The following is a 21,153-nucleotide window of genomic DNA, read 5'->3' as shown; positions in this document are numbered from 1 at the left end:
CCCAAAGGGCTAATAAGGAGGACATTTAAAATGGCTAAAGAAAAGTTTGAGAGAACCAAACCTCATTGTAACATTGGTACCATTGGTCACGTCGATCATGGTAAAACTACTTTAACAGCTGCGATCACAAAGACATTAAGTGCCAGAGTAGAAGGAAACGCAGCCGTTGATTTCGAAAACATCGATAAAGCTCCGGAAGAAAGAGAACGTGGAATCACTATCTCCACAGCTCACGTAGAATATGAAACAGACAACCGCCACTACGCTCACGTAGACTGCCCAGGCCATGCCGATTATGTAAAGAACATGATCACTGGTGCTGCTCAGATGGACGGAGCTATCTTAGTAGTAGCTGCAACTGACGGTGTTATGGCTCAGACAAAAGAGCATATCTTACTTTCTCGTCAGGTAGGTGTACCTTACATCGTAGTATTCATGAACAAATGTGACATGGTAGACGATGAAGAATTATTAGAATTAGTAGAGATGGAAATCCGTGAGTTATTAAGCGAGTACGAATTCCCAGGTGACGATACACCGATCATCCAGGGATCTGCCTTAAAAGCTCTTGAAGATCCTAACAGCGAGTGGGGAGACAAGATCATGGAACTTATGGCTGCAGTTGACAGCTGGATTCCAGACCCACAGCGTGACACAGACAAACCTTTCCTTATGCCAGTAGAGGATGTATTCTCTATCACAGGACGTGGTACTGTTGCAACTGGTAGAGTTGAAAGTGGTGTTCTTCACGTATCTGAAGAAGTTGAAATCGTTGGTATCAAAGAAGAGACAAGAAAAGTTGTCGTAACTGGTATCGAGATGTTCCGTAAACTTCTTGACGAAGCTCAGGCTGGTGATAACATCGGTGCTCTTCTCCGTGGTGTTCAGAGAGAAGAAATCGAAAGAGGACAGGTTCTTTGTAAACCAGGTTCTATCACATGCCACACAAAGTTTACAGCTCAGGTATACGTTTTAACAAAAGATGAAGGTGGACGTCATACTCCTTTCTTCAACAAATACCGTCCTCAGTTCTACTTCAGAACAACTGACGTAACAGGTGTTGTTGAATTACCAGAAGGTGTTGAAATGTGCATGCCTGGTGACAACGTAGAAATGACAATCGAACTGATTCACCCAATCGCTATGGCTCAGGGATTATCTTTCGCTATCCGTGAAGGTGGACGTACAGTTGGATCAGGAAGAGTTGCTACAATCATCGAGTAATTCTAGATCTGTATTGTAATATACGATTAATAAAATCCGGGAAACCATGTTTGGTTTTCCGGATTTATTTACATTTAGCAAAGGAGTTTTTAGATGATACTTGAAAATAAATTAGGTATTACAGATTCTGCAGAACTTGCAAGGGCAGAAGAAAAAATAAGTAAGAAAAAGGCTGTAGAAATGTTTGAGTCTTGCTTTTTGGATCACTTGAATGCAGGATCATATGATGCTCTTGAACAAATTCATAAGTATTTGTTCGGAGATATTTATGATTTTGCTGGAAAACTCCGTAAAGTGAACTTGGCAAAAGGTAATTTTAGATTTGCGCCGATCATGTATTTAAAAGACGCATTAAAAAGTATAGAAAAAATGCCACAAGGGACTTTTGATGAGATTATTGAAAAGTATGTTGAGATGAATATAGCCCATCCATTTCGGGAGGGAAATGGGCGCAGCATGCGAATTTGGCTTGATCTCATGTTAAAAAATAAATTGGGTCAAGTCATAGATTGGAGTGCGGTTGACAAAGATGATTACCTGCTTGCTATGGAAAGAAGCCCCATAAAAGAGATAGAAATAAAAGTCCTTTTAAAACAAGCATTAACAGATAAAATAAATGACAGAGAAATGTATATGAAGGGGATTGATTATAGCTATTACTATGAAGGATACAGCGTGTATAAAACAAAAGATTTATAGAAACAAATACCTTATTATTTTTATGGAATCTCTCGGTTTTTATTCAGAGCTTTTAAGCCTTGATAAAATGAAACCGGTTGGGTTCCTTTTTTGTGCTTAATTTCTGCCTTTCTGGTTATTTCTATGGTTAGAAATTAATTTCTATAATCAACACATTTCAACTGTGAAATCCAGATCTACGTTATGTGATCTTTGCAAATGGCTCCTGTATATATGACAGGAAAAGAGATAAAATGATTGCTGAAAGGTTTATCCACACTGATACAGTTCAATATACTATGAATTATATTTCTTCAAAAGATATCTTGGTATATGCCAAGATGGACCATGGTTCTTTCACGGACCGGTGCCGGATTAGCGGTTGCCATGGAGAATGCAGAGGCTGATGTAAAAAAGGCCTGCCGCATTGAAACAGCAGATTGTGACCATGAAGGCGTAGGCAGGGCTATTGATAAGTATCTGCTATGAGTTGATCCTTATCATTTCCCAATGTACTGACCATCATATATCGGTCTGCCCGATTGATGGTAATACAATATTCTATCACTTTTTCCTCATCGTATGCAGTGGATTTAATGCAGAATCCAATATCGTTTTCTTCTGCATTTAAATAGCGGCTTTCCTCATTTGTCAGGGAAGTGATCGTGATCGTTTCATCAATCCGTTTTAAATTCAAATCATAAACATGAATGAGAGTATCATATAGAGATTGAACAGCAAAATTGTACTGCTCCAGACCAGGACAGTACTTTTCAGGAATGAACGAGGTTTCCAATAGGAAAGGTTCATCTTCCAGATAGCGCACTCGTCCCAGGCAGTAAACCTTTTCACCCAGGGCAATCCCCAGATGGCTGCTGACAGACAAAGAAGCCTCCTTCTTGTCAAAGGAAATAACTTTGCTGGAAGTCCTAAATCCATCTGCGCTCCACCCATCGGTAAAGGAGCAAAACTTTTCTGTATCATCGTCAATCTTCGGGGGAGCAATGAAATTGCCTCTTCCGTGCTGAGTGAAGATATGGTGCTCATAACGCAGCCTTTTTAACGCAGAACGAATCGTCAGACGATTTACGTTAAAGGTTTCTGCCAACTTACGCTCAGAGGGCAGGGGATCATAAGGTTTTAACTCATTTTCAATAATATACGCTTCTATTTTTTCTTTTACTTCCTCACTCAAAAGGTTAATATATTTACTCATGTGATCTCCTTAAGTTAAAGTAGATGTAAAGGTAATGGTCCGTTCACTATAATAGGATCGTGTATATTCAATCGTCCTTCCGGAAGAATCTCTGACAGTATTGTGGAGCATGAACACAGCAGAGCCTTCTTCCAGATTTAATAAAGAGGCCTGAGGATTTAGAACTCTCACAATTTCAAGACGCTGTGTATCATGTGACGGGCTGATATGGTTTGTCTCCAGAAGGTCATAAAACGAGCACTGCTCAAAGTCATAGCTGTCCAGATTGGGGACAATGTCATATGGTGTATAGGTGTATTCCAAAGCAAAAGGTTTTCCGTTTGCCAGCCGCAGCCTAAAGAGCAGAAAAATATCATCATCAGGACTTAAATGAAAAATCCTGGAGTATTTTACTCCGGCTTTTTCTTTTTTTGTCAGCAAAACTTTGTTGGACGGCAGCAGTCCTGAGTCCTGGATAAACTTCCCCATGGACTGAATACTGTCAAGAGGGGAACGCACAGTGGCCTGGCTTACATAGGTACCCTTTCCGTGGACCCTTGTTAAAAGACCCTTCTCAATTAAGACTTCGATCGCTTTGCGGACAGTCATACGGCTGATGCCAAAAGTGTCAATTAATTCTCTCTCTGAAGGAATTTTACTTCCGAGAGGATATTCATTTTTATTAATTTTTCTTTCAATCAAATCTGCAAGCTGTAAATAAACGGGATGTTTTTTCGGCATTTCGCCCCTCCTGTCAATCTTCACTGGTATTCTTAATTCTCCACGATTATTAAATAAAGAAAAATAAGTGGTATTTGTTTTAGTATATTAAAACTACAAAAAAAGAGTAATTTCAACAACTGGTCTGCTTATCTGGTATATGAAAAGAATATACCAGTTGCAATAAAATGTCAAGAGGTATGGGGAAGTATCAAATAATTAGATTTTAGAAAACAACAAAAAAATCGAAAAAATTGTGCAAAATGCATAAATATATAAGAGATATAACCGGTGTAAGTAGGAGTATTGACAGGTGCGAACGGATATGGTATGCTAAAAGCACCAAGACGTATACGTGGTATATCAAAGTGACGATGGAATTGAAAGGAGAATAAAAATGGCTTACAAAAATTATGACAGAGAAACATACTTAAATAACTTTAGAGAGATTATGAGGTTAAAACCTCAGATTGAAAAATATATTGATGATGCATTTGAAAAAGGGGTAGATAATCTGGTCATGGCAGGTGTCGGAGGGAGTATTTCCATCATGATGCCAATGGAGTATTTTGCAAAAAAAAGAACGGCTATGCCAATCTACATGGAGAATGCGGCAGAATTTGTGCTGGGTATTAATAAAGCGGTCACTAAAAAATCACTGGTAGTCCTTTATAGTGAATCCGGTACCACAAAGGAAGCGATCGCTGCAGCAAAATACTGTAAAGAGAGAGGAATCCCTACGATTGGAGTGAGTGGAAATGAAGAGGCACCGTTACAAGACCTCTTGACGTATCCAATCGTGTGCGGTGCGGGTGATGAACTTTCATGTGATGGAGACCATATGAAATTGTTTTTGATTGTCAGCGCTGTATTACATAAAAATGGAGATATGGAAGATTACGATGAATTTATTGAGAACCTCGAAAAGTTACCGGAAGCATTGGCGGATATAAAAGAAAAAGTAGATGAAGAAGCCAAGGCATATGCGTACCAGATCAAAGATGAAACATACCATATGCTGGTTGGATCCGGAAACCTATGGGGATCAACTTACTGCTTTGCCATGTGTTATCTTGAGGAAATGCAGTGGATCCGTACAAAATCTATTCAATCACCGGAATTTTTCCACGGAACACTGGAACTGCTGGAGGAGGATACCAGCATCATGATATTTAAAGGAGAAGATGAGACAAGAATGCTGACAGAACGTGTAGAGAATTTTGCAAAGAAGATCTCCAAAAAAGTAAAGGTGATTGACACCAAAGATTATGAAGCAAAAGGAATTTCTCAAAAATACAGAGGAGATTTCTCACCTGCTTTCCTGGAAGCTTATCTTGGAAGACTGACTGCACATCTGGAAGATGCTACAGGACATTCCCTTGACATCAGAAGATATTACAGAGTGATGGATTACTAAATAATTGCGGTAAAACTTTTTACAGAAAGGAGTACGGGCAGTGGGCAAACGGATGGAAGACTATATACAGGAAACCTCGTCTGTAATGGTCCGAAACATAGAACAGAGAAAAGAATTGACAAAAGACCTGATAGAATGGCTTGAAAAGGAAGGGATCAGACAGGGGAAGACACTTGTTATTGTGGCATCCGGGTCATCTTATAATGCGGCATTCAGCGCTTTGGCATTTATGAAAAGGTATATGAAAAATCCGGTTCGTTTGATGACACCTTTTACTTTTACTTACTATGAAGAACCGCAGGAAAATAATATTTATTTATTTATTTCACAAAGCGGAAGCAGTACAAATGTGGTAAAGGCGATTGAAAAATACCAGAAGGAAGGGCATCGGACAATGGCGGTGCTCGGAAAAGCAAAATCGGCTGTGGCAGAGCTTTCCGACTGTTTTGTGGAATACGGTGCGGGAGAAGAGCGTGTTGGATATGTAACGAAAGGTATGAGCACACTGACTTGTTTCCTTATGCTGGTATCCCTGGAGCTATCTCTCGGGGAGCTGGACAAAGAAGTATATGAAAAAGCGATCAGAGAGCTTAAAAAGGCATGTAAGGAGCACAAGCGTATTTATTTGAAGGCAAAGGAATTTTGTATAGAAAACAAAGAACAGCTACTGTCAATGAAACATGCATTTTTTATCGGCTGTGGAGCAAATATGGGAACCGTAAAAGAAGGTTCCCTCAAGCTCTCGGAGATGGTACATATACCTACGGCGTCCTTTGAAGCGGAGGAGTTTATTCATGGGCCGGACCTTCAGCTGACACCGGAATACACATTGTTTTTTGTGAGTGCGGGGGACAGGGCAGGAAAACGGACAGAGGAAATCTGCTGTGCTGCCAGAGAAATTACGAACAAGACCTTTTTAGTGAAAGCAGATTTTAAGAAAGAGGACAGGATGGATGAAACTGTTTCGCCATTGTATTTGACCGCGTTTTTTCAGTATCTGGCTTATTGGACTGCAAAGAGTAGAAACATTACAACGGAACACCCGTTATATGCAAAGTATGAAGAAAAAATACATTGTAAAACAGGCGATTATGAAGAGGATCTACCATTCTAGGGAAAGGAGCTGATACGGTGCGGCACATCATTTTGACAGGACATTCCCGTATTTCTGAGGGAATTGCATCTGCCATTGAATTTGTTTTGGGAAACAAAATACCTTATTTTAACGCTTATATGGAAGGAGAGGAGTTGTATTTAAAGAAGCTTCAGGCAAAGCTTGCTGAATATCCTTTGAAAGATGACATTATCATACTTACAGATATTATGGGAGGGAGCGTCAACAATGATATGATGAAGTTTCTGGACCGGCCGAATATTCATTTAGTGTGCGGTATGAACCTTCCTCTTGCAGTACAGTTGATCTTATCGGAGGAGAAGAACACGGAACTGTTGATCAGGCAGGGCATTCAGGCGGCAAAAGACGGAATCCAATATTGCAATGACATACAAGTTTCAGCCAGTATGGATGATCTTGGCGATTTTTAGTTGAGAAAGGAGCATATACAAATGATTAAAAAGGTAAGAGTAGATTATCGTCTTCTGCATGGACAGGTGGCATTTTCCTGGACCTCAAAGCTGAGTGCAGACTGTATTTTGCTTGTCACAGACACACTTCAGGATGACCCTGTCCGTGTCACCTCTGTGAAATTGGCAAAACCGCCGGGAGTTAAGGTGGTGGTAAAAACAATCGAAGAAAGTATCAAAGCGATTAAAAGTGGAATTACAGATAAATACCAGTTATTTATTGTCTGTGAAAATATAGAAGGGGCTTTCCGACTGGTAAAAGAGCTTGGAATTAAGGAACTCAATCTCGGAGGTACCATGCCGGGGGAAGATAAAAAGTGTCTGGCGCCGGTTGTCTATGTAAATCAGGAAGAAGAACAAATGTTAAAGGAATTGATTGAGGATGGTGTGCATGTTTACCAGCAGGGAGTGCCGGAAAAGGCGGAGCAGAAGATCCATCTTTAATGTGATGAAAAGGAGGAGCAGCTATGAGTACAGGAGTACAGGCAATACTTCTGGGAATCCTGGGGTTTTGTACAAACTTTGAATGGTTTCTGGGAACCTGTATGATTCAGAGACCTATTGTGATCGGACCTTTTGTAGGGCTGATCATGGGCGATCTGCAGGCAGGTATTATCATGGGGGCGACGCTGGAACTGGCGTTTGCCGGAGCAGCATCAATCGGAGCATATGACCCGCCGGACATGGTCAGCGGAACAATCCTCGGCGTGGCGCTTGCCATAAAGGCAGGAGCGGGACCAGAGATGGCACTGACTCTTGGACTACCGGTGGCCAGCATCGTATTAGCTATCAGCAATGTGACAGGTTATCCAATCCTGAACTTTTTTGCCCATTTGATGGACAAAAATATTGCCGACGGAAATGACAGAGCCTTTCAGAGAAACTTTATATTAAGCGGTTTTGTGGCATGGGGAGTGACAACACCGATTGTACCGATTGCTTTTTATCTCGGATCAGACAAGATTACCACACTGATGAAATTAGTTCCGGAATTCGTACAGACAGGTATGGAGATTGCAGGCGGGCTTCTGCCGGCGATGGGATTTGCCCTTCTGGCACAGATGATTATGAAAAAGAGCATCGCTCCGTTTTTCTTTATCGGTTATTTTATCGTCGCATATTCGGGGGTATCTACAACAGGTGTTGCTTTATTTGCAATTTTGATCCTGGCGGCGCTGTTTGGAATGTCCAGCACTGGCTTGTTCGGATCAGGCCGGATGCCGGCTGTCGCTGATGAAACGGAAGGAGGCGATTTCGATGAGTTTTAACATACATGCCGACTATAATGGAAAAATTACAAAAAGTGATCTGAGGAAAGTCTGGCTTCGTTCCATTCCAATGGAGCATTCATGGAACTATGAACGTATGATGCACTCTGGTTATTGTTTTGCCATATTGCCGATTCTTAAAAAATTATACCCAAACAAAGAGGACTACATCAAAGCGTTGCAGCGGCATATGGAATTATACAATGTAACCATGTACATTTCCACGCTGCCTCTTGGAATTACGGCAGCTATGGAAGAAAAAAATGCGGCAGACCCGGATTTTGATACCACATCTATTTCCGCCGTAAAGACAGCCTTTATGGGGCCGCTGTCAGGAATCGGAGATGCAATGTATCACGGAACTCTCCGGATTATCGCAATGGGGATCGGTGTTTCTCTGGCTATGAAAGGAAACATTCTGGGTCCAATCCTGTTCTGGCTGATTTTTAATATACCGAACTTTGGACTGCGCTATCCATTGACATTTTTAGGATATAAACTGGGCGTGGAGGCCATGGATAAATTAGAGAAATCCGGAATCATGGATAAAGTCATGCAGGCAGCCAGTATCCTCGGACTCACTGTTGCCGGTGCCATGACCGCAGAAAATGTGTATTTGTCGATTCCGATTAAATTCGGAATAGGAAAGGATGCCACAACAGTACAGTCAATTTTAGATGGAATTATGCCGGGAATTCTTCCATTGGCATTGTTCGGTGTTATTTATTACATTTTTAAGAAGGATAAATGTAATCCGATTGTCATGATGCTGTTATTGATGGCCCTTGGAGTCGTAGGTGCATTCTTTGGTTTCCTCGGGTAAACATCATGTATGAAGCAGTGATTTTTGATATGGACGGAGTCATCATCGACAGCGAGATCGTCTATTATAACTGGCTGAAAGAACTGCTGATGGAAAAGGGATGTATGATTCCGGAAAAAGAGTTGAAAAAAATTGTCGGCTTGTCAAATGCCCAGAGTCTTCAAATGATGATGGAGTGGTTCGGCAGAGAAAAGGGCAGAAGTCTATGGGAAACTTACTGCGAGGAGGAAGAAGGATATGAGCTTTCTTACAGGGAGATTTTGAATCCCGGAGTTAAGGAGCTGTTGGAACTTTTGACTAAACATCATATTAAGACTGCATTGGCTTCTTCCAGTTCTATGGAAGAAATTCTGGAGGTTCTCGATGAAATCAAATTAAGGAAGTACTTTCCGGTGATCTTAAGCGGAGAAATGTTTCTGGAGAGCAAACCGAACCCGGAGATTTATATGGAGACGATGAAATGGCTGAATGTGAAACCCGGAAGATGTATTGTTGTTGAGGATTCGGATTATGGAATATCTGCGGCAAAAAATGCAGGAGCTTATGTGATCGCATATAAAGATGAAAGGTTTGGGTTTACCTGGCAGATGGCAGATCACATTGCCCCCGATATGTTTCAAGTACAAGAAATCATTAGAACAAAATTTAAATTGCAAAGACGGTGATAGAATTGTAAGAGAGAATTATAAGTCAAAAGGGAAAAACAAAACACCGGAATTGAACTGGAAAAGCTTCTACAAAGGAGTCATTGCCCTTGTCCTTCCGATGGCCATGCAGAATTTGATCAATACCGGTGTCAGCGCATGTGATGTGTTTATGCTTGGAAAAGTAGGAGAGACTGCCTTGTCGGGAGCATCTTTAGCCAGACAGGTGCAGTATATCATGTCACTATTTTTGTTCGGTTTAACATCCGGCGCAACGATTCTTACAGCTCAATATTGGGGAAAAGGTGATACAAAGACGATCGAGAGGATACTTGCTATGGGGATGCGCCTGGCAGTTACAGTGACACTTGTTTTTACATTGGCATCCCTCTTGATACCGGAGTCATTGATAAGGATATTTACCAATGAAACAGAGGTGGTCAGACAAGGTACGAAGTATCTGCGGATTGTGGCGTTTTCCTATACAGTCACTGGAATGACCCAGGTGTACTTGTATATTATGCGGAGTGTGGAGCGCATTCAGGTTGCTACTTTTGTATATTTGAGTTCTCTGATCTGCAATATAATATTGAATGCCATTTTTATATTTGGAATGTTTGGATGTCCTGTGATAGGGATTCAGGGAGCGGCATTGGCGACCCTTCTGGCAAGAATCCTGGAATTGATCCTTGTCATTGGATACGCAAAATTATTTAACAGGGAAATTCTTTTTCGTATGACTTATTTAATACATATTGACCGCAGATTATTAAAAGATTTTCTTATGTATGCAATCCCTGTTATTTTAAATGAAGTTTTGTGGGGAGCAGCCAACTCTGCAAGCACAGCGATTCTCGGACATATGGGAAGTGCGGCGGTAGCGGCAAACTCAGTAGCTCAGGTTACCAAGGAAATGTCTATGGTTGTTGGATTTGGAATATCCAACGCCGCGGCCATTTACCTTGGGAAGATTCTTGGAGAGAAAAAATATAAACATGCCAGGGTTTATGCGGACCGTTTTGTAAAACTGAGTATTCTTCTGGGGATCTGCAGCGCTGTGATTATACTATTGTCTTCCCGGATGATTCTGTCCGTGTTAAATATGTCACCGTTAACAAAGGATTATTTGCGTTGTATGATGTTTGTGATGGCTTATTATGCGGTTGCCCAGACATTTGATGAAACTTTGATTGTAGGGATTTTTCGCTCCGGCGGAGATACCAGGTTTGGTTTGATCGTAGACACAGTATCTATGTGGGGATTTTCTCTGCTGTTAGGAGCCACTGCAGCAATTATTTTCCACTTTAGCGTACCGGTTGTGTATGTGCTGCTCATGAGCGATGAGCTGATTAAGATACCAATCATATGGAAAAGGTATCGGAGCTTTTGCTGGATGAAGAATATAACCAGAGAGAGGGGGAGTGAAGAGAACACATCCATGCCATGAAAGAGGCCGTGAAGATCAAACAAGAAGTCCTTTTACTGGTATCAGAGGGTGATCAAAACAAACGGCGAAGAATTATAGAAGTTTCTTTCTTCAAAACTGTGAGACAGCAGATAGCAAAAAGCAGAGCATTCATTTGTTCTGCTTTTTTTGACACATATAAACAATTACACAGCCAGGCTTAAGAGGTATAATATACTTGAGATAAAAATGTGTCAATGCTTTTGGAGGATGTGTCAATGGCCAGGATAACGAACAAAGATAAAATAAAACAATATTTTCTCGAGATTGACGGACACTTAGGAATCGGCGCCGGTACCGTGGCAGAGGCTGTGGGGATGAAACGGAATGCAGCAAGCGCTATTTTAAATGAACTGGAAAGAGAGCACTTTCTGACCAAAAAGAAGACAAAGCCTGTACTGTTTACTTTATACGAGGGAGAGACAGACCAAGACAGGATTGATAAGAAAGATGAGCAAGTTGAAGATGACGTATTTAAAGAGATCTCGGAGCTTTCTTATGACATGGAGCAGGTGCTGAATAAGTGCAAAATTTCTGCTGCTTATCCGGGACGGGGACTTCCAATCATGCTGCTGGGGCCCAGCGGGGTAGGAAAAAGTATGCTTGCGGAGAAGATTTATCTGTATGCCAGGCGGCAGAAGATCATATCGGAGGAAGCACCGTTTGTTGTTCTGAACTGTGCAGATTACGCAAACAATAAAGAGCTGTTATCATCTGTTTTATTTGGATACAAAAGAGGAGCATTTACCGGGGCTAATAAAGACTTTGCAGGGCTTCTGGAAAAAGCGGATCAGGGTTATCTGCTCTTGGATGAAGTGCACAGGCTGCCTCCAGAGGGCCAGGAAAAGCTGTTCCGTTATATTGATACAGGAAGGATCACGCCCCTGGGGGATGGAGCAGATGAAAAAGAGTTAAATGTCAAGCTGATTTTTGCCACCACGGAAAATATTGATAATGTTTTGTTGGAAACCTTTATCAGGAGAATCCCGCTTACTGTTACCATACCATCCTACAGTGAGAGAAGCAGCAATGAACGGATGAAGATCATACAAAATCTATTTGAACAGGAAGCACACATCCTGGACTGTAATTTTAAAATCAGCAGTAATGTGATAAATAATCTGTTAACCTTTAAAGGAAAAGGGAATATCGGATCCCTGAAAAATATAATCAAGATCAGCTGTGCCAATGCCCAGAACAGACAGGAGAAACATCAGGATTACATTGAGGTGACGATGCAGGACTTAAATGTCCAGTATTCTGTGGATTATAATTCTATAAAAAACAGCAGTACCTCCCAATGGATCTTTGTCAACAAAGACTCGGAGGACATTATGATCCGTTCTTTGGACTCTATCGGAGAGATTCTGCAGATGGATTCTATGATCCGCCTTATAAAGAAATATACAAAAAATAGTATTACATATGACAGGTTCAGCAAGCAGAATAAGAAACTGATAGAAGGTATTATGGACCATATTGTATATGACATAGAGTCTTCATCGGTGGAAATTGTTTATAAAGAGCATGTGGAAAATATCTTTAAATTCATGCAGAGCAACTATGGGTTTGAATATACGGGCACTGCAGTGATTGTTCTGACAAAGGTGTTGGTTCTTCTGAGCAGAAACAGCACGTTTCTCAGAGAGGATAAAAAGGACTACCTGACGGAAATGAAATCGAAACTGGCAAAAAAGCTGTTCCGGCAGTCCAAAATGGCGGAGTTATTTTACAGAATGGTAAATGAGACTATGGATTACAATGCCAACGAGGAGCTGCTGAAGCTGTTTTTAATCCTGTTTTTCCACTGCCAGATGGATGAAGAAAAATATTTATATAATGCCATTATCATCACACACGGATATTCCACAGCATCCAGCATCGCAAGCCTTGTAAACCAAGTATATTCAAGCTATATATTTGACGCCTTTGATATGCCTTATGACACGTCAAAAAAGCAGATAGTGGAGAGACTCCGGTCCTATTTAAAAAAAGTCAACACATCCTCCGGGGTACTTATACTTGTGGATATGGGTTCGGTTCTGAGCATCACAGATGATATCAGTGATCTTGTGGAAGGAAATTTAGGGATTATCAACAACGTGACAACGCAGATGGCGCTGGACGTGGGAAATGAATTGCTGCAGAAACGGGACATAGAGGCAATTCTAAAAACAACCGTGCGATATAATTCAACGACCTATCACTTTATTAGAAAAAAAGAAAAGCAAAACGCCATCTTAGTCTGCTGTATGAAGGGGTTGGAGGTTGCAGATAAGATTTGTGACATGCTGAGAACCTGTTTTGACGATGACAAGATTCTTATTCTGGAGTATGACTACGAAAAACTGGCACAAAGGGGGAGTGGTGACGATGTATTTGATCTGTATAACGTATCCCTGATCATCTCTACCAATGAATTGGAATTAGAAGATATGGAAGTATTGCTGCTGAATGAATTAGTGGACCAAAAAGGATATGAAACATTAAATCATGTACTGAAAACAATCTATTCAGAAAAGAGAATCAACACGATGATTGAAAATATCATCAAAAGCTTCAGCCTGCGTAACATTATGAGTCAACTGACCATCTTAAATCCTGAAATTATCATAGATGATGTAGGATATGCGATCCATCAAATGGAACTGGAACTAAAATTAAAGTTCACGCCGGATTTAAAGCATATTCTGTATATGCATATCGGTATTATGGTGGAACGCCTTATGCAGCAGAAAAATCAGGAGCCGTTACACACATTCGGTGAGTTTGCCAGGACACATCAAGAGTTCTGTGAGATGTCGAAGAAGTGCCTGTCATCCATTGAGAAGAGATATCATGTATCAGTCAACATGAGAGAAATACGGCTGATCTATAATTTGATCGAGAGCAAGATCAAAGACTTTGGAAAATAAAGAGAGAGTAAAAAAGACTGAACTTGGTGCATATCAAGTTCAGCCTTTTTTGCATGTGTCAAACTTTTTTTGGAGATATATGCAATGTGTCAAAGAAAGATCCCGTCATGTGTCAAAGATAAATATGGTTTTAGGGGGGCAGAGACACTTGGCACGGTATTTGCTATTAAATTTCGTATAAAGAAAACGATCAAAACAATGAGAGGAGGTGTAGGTGTGGTCGGATTAATCATTGCTACCCACGGGGACTTGAGCAGGTCGTTGATGAGAAGTGTTTCTTTGATTGCGGGTGAATATAGGAATATTATAACCCTCTGTCTGGAAAAGAACGACAACGCTGATAATTTTTACGAGGAGATACAAAGCAGCATTGAAAAAGCAGAGGAGGGTGACGGAGTCATGATCTTTACGGACATCTTAGGGGGTACCCCGTCTAACCTGTCTACTCTGGCTGCGCGCAGACATCATCTATTCTGTCTGACAGGGTTAAATCTACCGATGATGATAGAGTTTTTGATGTCTGCGGAGGATGGACTGACTTTGGAGGAACTTGCAGACCGCTGTTTTGAAGCGGCATCCAGCGGAATACGGATTACAAATAAGGTATAAAGGAGAGAAATATGGCAGATATAAAAGTAGCCAGAATTGACTTCCGGCTGATTCACGGACAAGTTATCACAAAATGGATCAAATATTATCCAGTAGATATGATTGTGGTAGTAGATGACGCCTTAAGGAACGATGATTTTATGATCGAAATTTATAAAATGGCCGTCCCCAAAGGTGTGAAATTTAAAGTTGTTTCCCAAGAGGGTGCGGCTGAAATCTTAGAACAGATCAATGCATCTGTATTTTTGCTCTTTAAAAACGTGGAAGCCTGCGCAAAGGCTGTGGAGAGCGGTGTGAAGTTTGATTTCCTCGTGGTGGGAGGTGTCCCGGGAGAGGGAGAAAGACAGTTTATCTCAGATGGCATTTATCTGAACAAAAAAGAATTTACAGAGCTGGAAAATATCAACCAGACGGTATCTGAGATCATTTTTAAGAGCATTCCTGAGGAAACAGCAGTAACGATGCAAAAAGCGAAAGAGAAACTGAGATAGGAGGAAAAGATATGCAGTTATTTTTATTGGCGGCAGTGATGGGGCTGTGCAACTGGCTTCATAAGATGGAGATTGGATACAACACTGGATATACGATTTTTGAATCTCCAATTACCAGCGGATTGCTGGCAGGGCTGATTTTAGGAAAACCAATCGAGGGTTTGATCATAGGTGGAACCATTCAGCTGATCTATGTGGGGGTTATCGCACCGGGCGGCAACTTCCCGGCGGACAGTGCCATCGCAGGGGCCTGTGTAGCACCTATTGCGCTGATGACGGGTATGAAGCCGTCAGTTGCGGTTACACTGGCAGTTCCTGTGGGACTATTGGGAGTGTTTTTGATCAACTTGAGGAAAACCATTGCTATCAGGTTTGCACATTCAGCAGACCGGTATGCGAAAGAAGCAGATACAAGAGGAATATACAGATGTGCAGTGATCTATCCCGGACTGTTAAATCTTCTTGTGGCGTTTCTGCCCGTGTTTATCGTAGTGTTATTTGGAACGTCGGTGGTGGATGTCATTCTAAAATATATTCCGGAGGTAGTGATGCATGGACTAGAGGTCGCCGGTGGAATGCTTCCTGCATTGGGATTTGCGCTGATCATGCATATGATCGGAAAACCAAAATACATCGTGTTTATGATTCTTGGTTTTTTTGCCCTGCAGATGACGGGATGGAGTAACCTTGTGCTGGGAATTTTCGGCGGATGCCTGGCGTTTATCATTGTCCTTCTGAAAAGAGAGGCAGGAATGGAGGCGGATGACCATGAGTGAACAAAAGAAAACGAAGATTCAGGAAAAAGAAAGTGTACTGACGAAGAAGGATTTAAATAAGTGTTACCGGAGGCTGAGTCTCTGGGGTGAGACAAGCTTAAATTTTGAAAGAATGCAGGCCATCGGATGGTGCAATGCAATGGTGCCTGCGCTGAAAAAAATCTATACGAAAAAGCAGGACCTTGCCGCGGCACTTCAACGGCATCTGCAGTTTTTTAACACAGAATTGATGTTTGGAAATCTTATTTTTGGTCCCTCCATCGCTCTGGAAGAAGAGAAAGCAGAAAATTCGAATAAGATTCCGGACGAATTGATTACCAGTTTTAAGACCGGTACCATGGGACCAGTTGCCGCTATTGGAGACACCATTCACTGGGGGACGGCATGGACCCTGGGAACCGCATTTGCAGGGGCCTTGGCGGCCAGGGGAGCGTTGAGCGCAGCAGCAGTGCTGCTGGGGCTTGTGGTAGGCTGTGAGATCGTGGCTTACATGCTGTTTTGTTTAGGATACAGCACAGGAAGAAGGTCCTTTGCACAGATTATGAAGTCGGGTCTCTTAAATGAAATATTGGATGGTGCAAATATCCTGGGTATGTTTATGATGGGGGTTCTGTCATCAAGTCTTGTCACGGCAGAACCAGCTTTAAAAATTGGAAAGTTTGTTTTAAAGGATACGCTGGATGGGATCGTGCCCGGCTTTCTGCCGCTCTTGATCGTCTTTGGAGTATATTATCTAATCCGAAAAAAACAGGTCAGTACTGCTAAAATTGTACTTTTGATTATTGCAATCGGAATTGCCGGTTCTGTGATCGGATTGTTTTAAGAACAGGGGGATTCATTATGGGATTGTTTCAATGCCATATCTTTTCAAAAGAGCTTGACAGAAATACATCTTTTTATGTGGCCCTGCCAGAACCCGGCGAGGGAGAGGCCAAAGACAGAGTGGAAAGGAATTATCAAGTACTGTATCTTTTGCCGGGGGTACAGTGCGATCACACAAAATGGATGCGGAGAATTCCTATAGAATGGATTGCACAGGGCTGCCAGATGGCAGTGGTTCTTCCGGATGCCGGATCAGAAGTAGAGGAGCAAGAAGAGTTTTCCCGCTATGTTAAGAAGGAACTTCCGCAGATAGTAAGGATGTATTTTGGTTTGGATTGAGAACGATTATATTAGGAGGTGATACAGATGGCTCTGATTCATTGTGAATTTTACTCTGATATCTTGAAAGAGGAGGTTGGTGCTTATGTGGTGATCCCGGAACACAGGGATATAAAAGGAAAAAGAAAACTGAAAACATTGTATCTGCTTCATGGTCTTGGAGATGATCATACAAAGTGGGTCAGGAGAACCCCTATTGAACGGTACGCAAAGGAGGGGGACTGGATTGTTATCATGCCGGAAGGGGAGAAGGGCTATTATACAAACAATGTTCAGGGAAAAAGATACTGGGATTATATCGGAGAAGAGCTTCCGGGACTCATGAAATCCTATTTTCCTTTGATATCAGACAAACGGGAAGACAACTATGTGGCTGGACTGTCCATGGGCGGCTTCGGCAGCATGAAGCTGGCGTTAAACTTTCCCGAGCGCTTTTGTGCGGGAGCCAGCTTCTCCGGCGCTCTGGATATTCGCATGGAATACAATGATTATCCGCAATATACAGAGTTATATAAGAAAGTATTCGGTCCAGTAGAAAAGATATTGGACTCAGAAAATGATCTTTCCACCGTTTTACGGAAGTTAAAAGAGAAAAAACGTCAGATCCCCAGGCTGTACATTTCCTGTGGGCTTCAGGATGATATATATCCCCAGAGCCAGGAGTTTATAAAACAGTTAAGAAGTCTTGAGATCCCCTATACTTATGAAGAGTGGAACGGCGGACACGACTGGATTTTCTGGGATGAGAGCATCAGAAGGGCACTCAGCTGGTTTTTGACATGCGGGACTAAGGAAAATGAATAAGAATATGAAAGGAACTTTTCTTGTTGTGTTTTCCGGTCTGTGCTGGGGGCTGTCCGGAGTTTCGGGGAAATCAATATTCCAATCCGGGAATTGCTACGGTACTGCATTACCTGGCCCCGGTATTTATTTTACTGTTCTGTCTGGCAGCAGAAAAAAGAAAGCCTCAGCTTACAGAATTGATTGTATTGTTTCTGGTAATCTTAGGAGTCTTCCTCTTAGCATCACATGGTTCCATTTATACTCTTTTGATCCCCAAGGAAGCAATGTTTTTTGGAATTGCGTCTGCTGTTTTTTTATCGGTATATAATCTGCAGCCCAAAAAGCTGCTTGGCAGATTCGGACTTCTTGAGGTCATCGGATGGGGCATGCTGACGGGAGGATTGATTCTGGCGGCTTTCGCACATCTGTGGGATATACCGGGAATATGAGATGGACAAACAGTGTTTATGGTCCTGGGTATTGTGGTTTATGGAACGGTCATACCCTTTAGCTGTTATCTGCGGGGTGTTACATATATAGGGCCAGTCAAGGCCAGTATGTATTCCAGTGTTGAGTCTTTAACGGCGGCAGTGCTTTCTTTCTGTCTGCTTGGACAAAGTTTTGGAGTATACGATCTTTTGGGGATGGGATTCATTATGGGAGGGGTTACTACCTTGGTCGTACTTGGAAAAGAAATATGAGCGGAGTGAAAATGTCATAATCAAAAAAATAGTCTATATAATTAGAATAATGAATCATAGTTAAGGGCAATCGTTTATGATGAGAAAAAGGCTTCAGCTAACTCTGACGTCAGTACTGTCAATTTTGTTTCTTACTACTGCTTTGTATAGTTATCGTGGAAGATTAGATCATCTATATGAACTGACATTCCTAAGTAATTTTTTGTCGGGACTTTTTCTTTTAGGGACTGCCGCCGCCCTGTGCTGTAAAAGAAAAGTCCCGGAAATTTTATTTTTAGATGTCACGATGCTCTTAGTTCTGGTCCTTTTTGTGTGTACAGCTTTTACCGGTGAATTTGATTTTCAGGGCACATTTCTATTTCTACATCTGCTCAATCCGCTATTCATGGCAGTTTATTTTTTTGTGTTTTGTGATATGAATGAGATTCTAAAAGGTAAAAGTGTATTGAGCATTCTCATCATGCCTGCCGCGTATCTAGTGTTTGCGGGCTTCTTTGGACGGGTTACCGGAAATTATATTTATTTTTTTCTGGATGTAGAAAAACGCGGATATGTGTACTGTATAATGTTTGTTCTCATTCTTACTGTCATTTTTCTCCTGCTTGGGTATGGACTGTTTCATATAAATAAACTTTTTTTCAGGGTAAGAGAAAAATAGCCTGTCTGATGTATGAAATATACAGTTTGTGGGAAGAATTTCATCAATGGATGAAAGCAGGTGATGATAGTGGATCAAACAAAAATACATTTTAGCAGTCTGAATGAAATTATAAAATTTGTATGCCAGATGGAAAAGAGCAGGTACCCGGTAAGACTGGTAAATGAACATACATGCATTGACGCCAAGTCACTCATGGGAGTGATCGCAGTCTGCGATAAGAATAATCTTCACATAGAGATCAATAAGTAAATATTTGAATATGAAAGAAATCCCGGATAAACCATCTGGGATTTCTTTTTGGATTTGTAGTTTTTCATTTTAAAACTTTCTCTTTGAAAGGAGCATGATCTTTAAGAATGCCAGTATGCAGCTATATAGAATTAAAACAGCGCTGGCCAAAGCTGTTGTCTTCCACATAAAATACTTGGAGTTAGTGAAGGCTGTAGGGACCAGTGAAATCGGCGGCACGATCCAAAGAATCAGTTTTAAGATTGGAAAGCTTGTTAACAGTGCTGTCTTTATGACAGAGACAATGTCAATAAAAAAGATGATCAATAGGGCCGATTTCCGGTCTTGAATCATTCTTGGATGAGACAATTCTCCTAGAGTGCATCCTAAAAAGGAGGATAAAAATAGCAGCAGGAATCCGGAGATAATGTCTGAAAACAACAGAGATCTGTTAAACAGCCGGCCGCCGTTTGACAGATTGATCAAGATTGGAACTACAGTGGAGATTAATGCAGTGACTGCGCTTAAGCTCACCAAGAAAAGAGTATGGTTAAAATAATATTTTTTATGGCTTTTTATCTTTAAGATGATGACCTGTTCAGAGGCTGGATCCTCAAGGGCACAGGCAGAGATACCAATCCATGAAGCGATCAGGAATACAAACAGGCAGGAGCTGGTGAGACTGTCCACCACTCCCACTGGTTTTGAGGAATATATAGTATAAAGCATGATGATGAGGGCGGCAAAGGGCATGACAAATTTGTTTGTCTTTAGATACTGCTGCCAATGATATTTTATCAATTCACTGATGATCTGCATCTTCCATCCCCCTCAATAACCATCCTTCCTGTATCATACAGGCAATCAGCTGGTTGCTTTCATTCTCCTGAACTTCCATCTTATACCTGTCACCGCAGATGGTCATCCGGCCGGAACAACTTTCGGGCAGCCTGCTTTCTATGCCCCTCTCAAACCATAAGATATAATGTCTGCCGCCGGAACTTTTCTTATCGTCCAGACGGAACAACTGCGTGTTATCTATTTTATATACCGTGTCAGAAATACTGTCCATTAGATACTGCTCATGGCAGGACATGATAAGTACTGTACCCTGTCTTCGCAGTTCGTTGAGCTTTTCTATAAATACATTCTGAGAATCCGTATCTTGGCCTGACAGCGGCTCGTCCAGGAGCAGCACATCCGGTCTTTTCATAAGAGCCTGAATCACGGATACTTTCTGTAGAGTCCCCTTTGACAAGTGTTTCATGGGAAGATCCAGCATCTCGGAGAGAAAAAAATCTTCGCTTAATTTCTTGATCTGTCTGCAGACCTCTCCGGCATCGAGGCTGTCCAGCTTTCCCATGCGGCTTAAATACTGGCGTGCGGTGAGATTCATTTTTGGAAATCTCTCAGGTACATAATGAAACAGAGGATCTCGATAATATCGGATACTGCCCTGTGTAGAGCGGATCAACCCGGCAATGATCTTTAACAGCGTACTTTTTCCGCAGCCGTTATGTCCGGTAAAAGCGATGGACTGATGTTCAGAGACTGTCAGGTTTAAGTCTTGTAAAATGGTCTCATTTTGATACTGGTGCGTGATATTATTTAGCGTGATCAGTTCCTGCACAATACTCTCCTTTTCTGAGATGTTGGTATTGCCTCTTTCTTTGAATATTGTAGCAGACATTGGAGTGAAAGTCACAGCTTCAGAATATATCCATTATTTTTGTTCTTTTGCAGGGCCGGATCTCTGGTATTATACAGCAGAAATGGTATAATGAAACTACAATGAGGAGTAACAAATTTA

General features: G+C 41.5%; 26 protein-coding genes. 22 read left to right on the top strand and 4 right to left on the bottom strand.

Going from position 1 to position 21,153, the window contains the following annotated elements; all coding sequences use genetic code 11:
* The first annotated feature begins 30 nt into the window (after positions 1-30).
* The 3 genes from tuf (at position 31) to AR1Y2_RS17090 (ending at position 2,391) form a co-directional block, all read left to right on the top strand.
* Positions 31-1,224, top strand: coding sequence for an elongation factor Tu (gene tuf / locus AR1Y2_RS17105; protein WP_137330058.1), 1,194 nt, complete (start codon positions 31-33; stop codon positions 1,222-1,224).
* A 93-nt stretch (positions 1,225-1,317) separates the two neighbouring features.
* Positions 1,318-1,923 (top strand): protein adenylyltransferase Fic, encoded by a 606-nt coding sequence (gene fic / locus AR1Y2_RS17100; RefSeq protein ID WP_137330057.1) that lies wholly within the window; start codon positions 1,318-1,320, stop codon positions 1,921-1,923.
* Positions 1,924-2,235: 312 nt separating this feature from the next.
* Positions 2,236-2,391, top strand: coding sequence for an HAD hydrolase family protein (locus AR1Y2_RS17090; RefSeq protein ID WP_137330055.1), 156 nt, complete (start codon positions 2,236-2,238; stop codon positions 2,389-2,391).
* Here the strand turns inward: AR1Y2_RS17090 and AR1Y2_RS17085 are convergent.
* Together AR1Y2_RS17085 and AR1Y2_RS17080 are read right to left on the bottom strand one after the other, a co-directional pair.
* Entirely contained in the window at positions 2,369-3,118 is a 750-nt protein-coding gene (locus AR1Y2_RS17085; RefSeq protein ID WP_137330054.1) for a GntR family transcriptional regulator, read from the bottom strand. The two genes, AR1Y2_RS17090 and AR1Y2_RS17085, sit on opposite strands and share 23 nt — an antisense overlap.
* 9 nt (positions 3,119-3,127) lie before the next feature.
* Positions 3,128-3,838, bottom strand: a complete 711-nt coding sequence (locus AR1Y2_RS17080; protein WP_137330053.1) for a GntR family transcriptional regulator — start codon at positions 3,836-3,838, stop codon at positions 3,128-3,130.
* A 376-nt stretch (positions 3,839-4,214) separates the two neighbouring features.
* On the opposite strand from AR1Y2_RS17080, the gene AR1Y2_RS17075 reads away from it, so the two are divergent.
* The 19 genes from AR1Y2_RS17075 (at position 4,215) to AR1Y2_RS16990 (ending at position 19,364) form a co-directional block, all read left to right on the top strand.
* Positions 4,215-5,234, top strand: coding sequence for an SIS domain-containing protein (locus tag AR1Y2_RS17075; protein ID WP_137330052.1), 1,020 nt, complete (start codon positions 4,215-4,217; stop codon positions 5,232-5,234).
* A gap of 40 nt (positions 5,235-5,274) precedes the next feature.
* Positions 5,275-6,348: an SIS domain-containing protein gene (locus AR1Y2_RS17070; RefSeq protein WP_243118797.1), complete on the top strand. Its 1,074-nt coding sequence runs from the start codon at positions 5,275-5,277 to the stop codon at positions 6,346-6,348.
* A 17-nt stretch (positions 6,349-6,365) separates the two neighbouring features.
* Entirely contained in the window at positions 6,366-6,779 is a 414-nt protein-coding gene (locus AR1Y2_RS17065; protein ID WP_137330051.1) for a PTS sugar transporter subunit IIA, read from the top strand.
* 21 nt (positions 6,780-6,800) lie between these two features.
* On the top strand, positions 6,801-7,262 hold the full coding sequence (locus AR1Y2_RS17060; protein ID WP_137330050.1) for a PTS sugar transporter subunit IIB: 462 nt from the start codon (positions 6,801-6,803) through the stop codon (positions 7,260-7,262).
* A gap of 23 nt (positions 7,263-7,285) precedes the next feature.
* Positions 7,286-8,086 carry a PTS sugar transporter subunit IIC gene (locus AR1Y2_RS17055; RefSeq protein WP_137330049.1) on the top strand — a complete coding sequence of 267 codons (801 nt, stop codon included), beginning with the start codon at positions 7,286-7,288 and terminating at the stop codon, positions 8,084-8,086.
* A complete protein-coding gene (locus tag AR1Y2_RS17050; protein ID WP_137330048.1) occupies positions 8,076-8,909 on the top strand; it encodes a PTS system mannose/fructose/sorbose family transporter subunit IID in 834 nt (277 codons plus the stop codon). Before AR1Y2_RS17055 ends, AR1Y2_RS17050 begins: the two co-directional genes overlap by 11 nt.
* Positions 8,910-8,914: 5 nt before the next feature.
* Positions 8,915-9,574, top strand: a complete 660-nt coding sequence (locus AR1Y2_RS17045) for an HAD family hydrolase (protein WP_137330047.1) — start codon at positions 8,915-8,917, stop codon at positions 9,572-9,574.
* 100 nt (positions 9,575-9,674) lie between these two features.
* Positions 9,675-11,000 (top strand): MATE family efflux transporter, encoded by a 1,326-nt coding sequence (locus AR1Y2_RS17040; RefSeq protein WP_175403723.1) that lies wholly within the window; start codon positions 9,675-9,677, stop codon positions 10,998-11,000.
* A gap of 236 nt (positions 11,001-11,236) precedes the next feature.
* The gene (locus tag AR1Y2_RS17035; protein ID WP_175403688.1) at positions 11,237-13,933 is read left to right on the top strand and encodes a sigma 54-interacting transcriptional regulator; all 2,697 of its coding nucleotides are present in this window, start codon (positions 11,237-11,239) and stop codon (positions 13,931-13,933) included.
* Positions 13,934-14,017: 84 nt separating this feature from the next.
* Positions 14,018-14,542 (top strand): PTS sugar transporter subunit IIA, encoded by a 525-nt coding sequence (locus AR1Y2_RS17030; RefSeq protein ID WP_137330045.1) that lies wholly within the window; start codon positions 14,018-14,020, stop codon positions 14,540-14,542.
* A gap of 11 nt (positions 14,543-14,553) precedes the next feature.
* Entirely contained in the window at positions 14,554-15,033 is a 480-nt protein-coding gene (locus AR1Y2_RS17025) for a PTS sugar transporter subunit IIB (protein WP_137330044.1), read from the top strand.
* 11 nt (positions 15,034-15,044) lie between these two features.
* A complete protein-coding gene (locus tag AR1Y2_RS17020) occupies positions 15,045-15,809 on the top strand; it encodes a PTS mannose/fructose/sorbose/N-acetylgalactosamine transporter subunit IIC (protein ID WP_137330043.1) in 765 nt (254 codons plus the stop codon).
* On the top strand, positions 15,802-16,632 hold the full coding sequence (locus tag AR1Y2_RS17015; RefSeq protein WP_175403687.1) for a PTS system mannose/fructose/sorbose family transporter subunit IID: 831 nt from the start codon (positions 15,802-15,804) through the stop codon (positions 16,630-16,632). The genes AR1Y2_RS17020 and AR1Y2_RS17015 overlap by 8 nt, the downstream gene beginning before the upstream one ends.
* A gap of 17 nt (positions 16,633-16,649) precedes the next feature.
* Positions 16,650-16,970, top strand: a complete 321-nt coding sequence (locus tag AR1Y2_RS17010) for a hypothetical protein (protein WP_137330041.1) — start codon at positions 16,650-16,652, stop codon at positions 16,968-16,970.
* A gap of 27 nt (positions 16,971-16,997) precedes the next feature.
* Positions 16,998-17,774, top strand: a complete 777-nt coding sequence (locus AR1Y2_RS17005; protein ID WP_137330040.1) for an alpha/beta hydrolase — start codon at positions 16,998-17,000, stop codon at positions 17,772-17,774.
* 20 nt (positions 17,775-17,794) lie between these two features.
* The gene (locus AR1Y2_RS18110) at positions 17,795-18,202 is read left to right on the top strand and encodes an EamA family transporter (RefSeq protein WP_243118796.1); all 408 of its coding nucleotides are present in this window, start codon (positions 17,795-17,797) and stop codon (positions 18,200-18,202) included.
* A gap of 18 nt (positions 18,203-18,220) precedes the next feature.
* On the top strand, positions 18,221-18,454 hold the full coding sequence (locus AR1Y2_RS18105; RefSeq protein WP_243118795.1) for an EamA family transporter: 234 nt from the start codon (positions 18,221-18,223) through the stop codon (positions 18,452-18,454).
* Positions 18,455-18,530: 76 nt separating this feature from the next.
* Positions 18,531-19,112, top strand: a complete 582-nt coding sequence (locus AR1Y2_RS18355; RefSeq protein WP_334295823.1) for a Pr6Pr family membrane protein — start codon at positions 18,531-18,533, stop codon at positions 19,110-19,112.
* A gap of 69 nt (positions 19,113-19,181) precedes the next feature.
* Positions 19,182-19,364: a hypothetical protein gene (locus AR1Y2_RS16990; protein WP_137330039.1), complete on the top strand. Its 183-nt coding sequence runs from the start codon at positions 19,182-19,184 to the stop codon at positions 19,362-19,364.
* A 69-nt stretch (positions 19,365-19,433) separates the two neighbouring features.
* On the opposite strand, the gene AR1Y2_RS16985 is transcribed toward AR1Y2_RS16990, so the two are convergent.
* Both AR1Y2_RS16985 and AR1Y2_RS16980 read right to left on the bottom strand, forming a co-directional pair.
* Complete coding sequence (locus tag AR1Y2_RS16985; RefSeq protein WP_137330038.1) at positions 19,434-20,162, bottom strand: hypothetical protein; 729 nt, start codon at positions 20,160-20,162, stop codon at positions 19,434-19,436.
* The gene (locus AR1Y2_RS16980; protein ID WP_137330037.1) at positions 20,146-20,973 is read right to left on the bottom strand and encodes an ATP-binding cassette domain-containing protein; all 828 of its coding nucleotides are present in this window, start codon (positions 20,971-20,973) and stop codon (positions 20,146-20,148) included. Before AR1Y2_RS16980 ends, AR1Y2_RS16985 begins: the two co-directional genes overlap by 17 nt.
* Between the last annotated feature and the right edge of the window lie 180 nt (positions 20,974-21,153).

The organism is Anaerostipes rhamnosivorans (assembly GCF_005280655.1).
Taxonomy (GTDB): Bacteria; Bacillota; Clostridia; order Lachnospirales; family Lachnospiraceae; genus Anaerostipes; species Anaerostipes rhamnosivorans.
The sequence above is the reverse complement of the archived record's forward strand: the minus strand, read 5'-3'. Positions and strand labels throughout refer to the sequence as shown.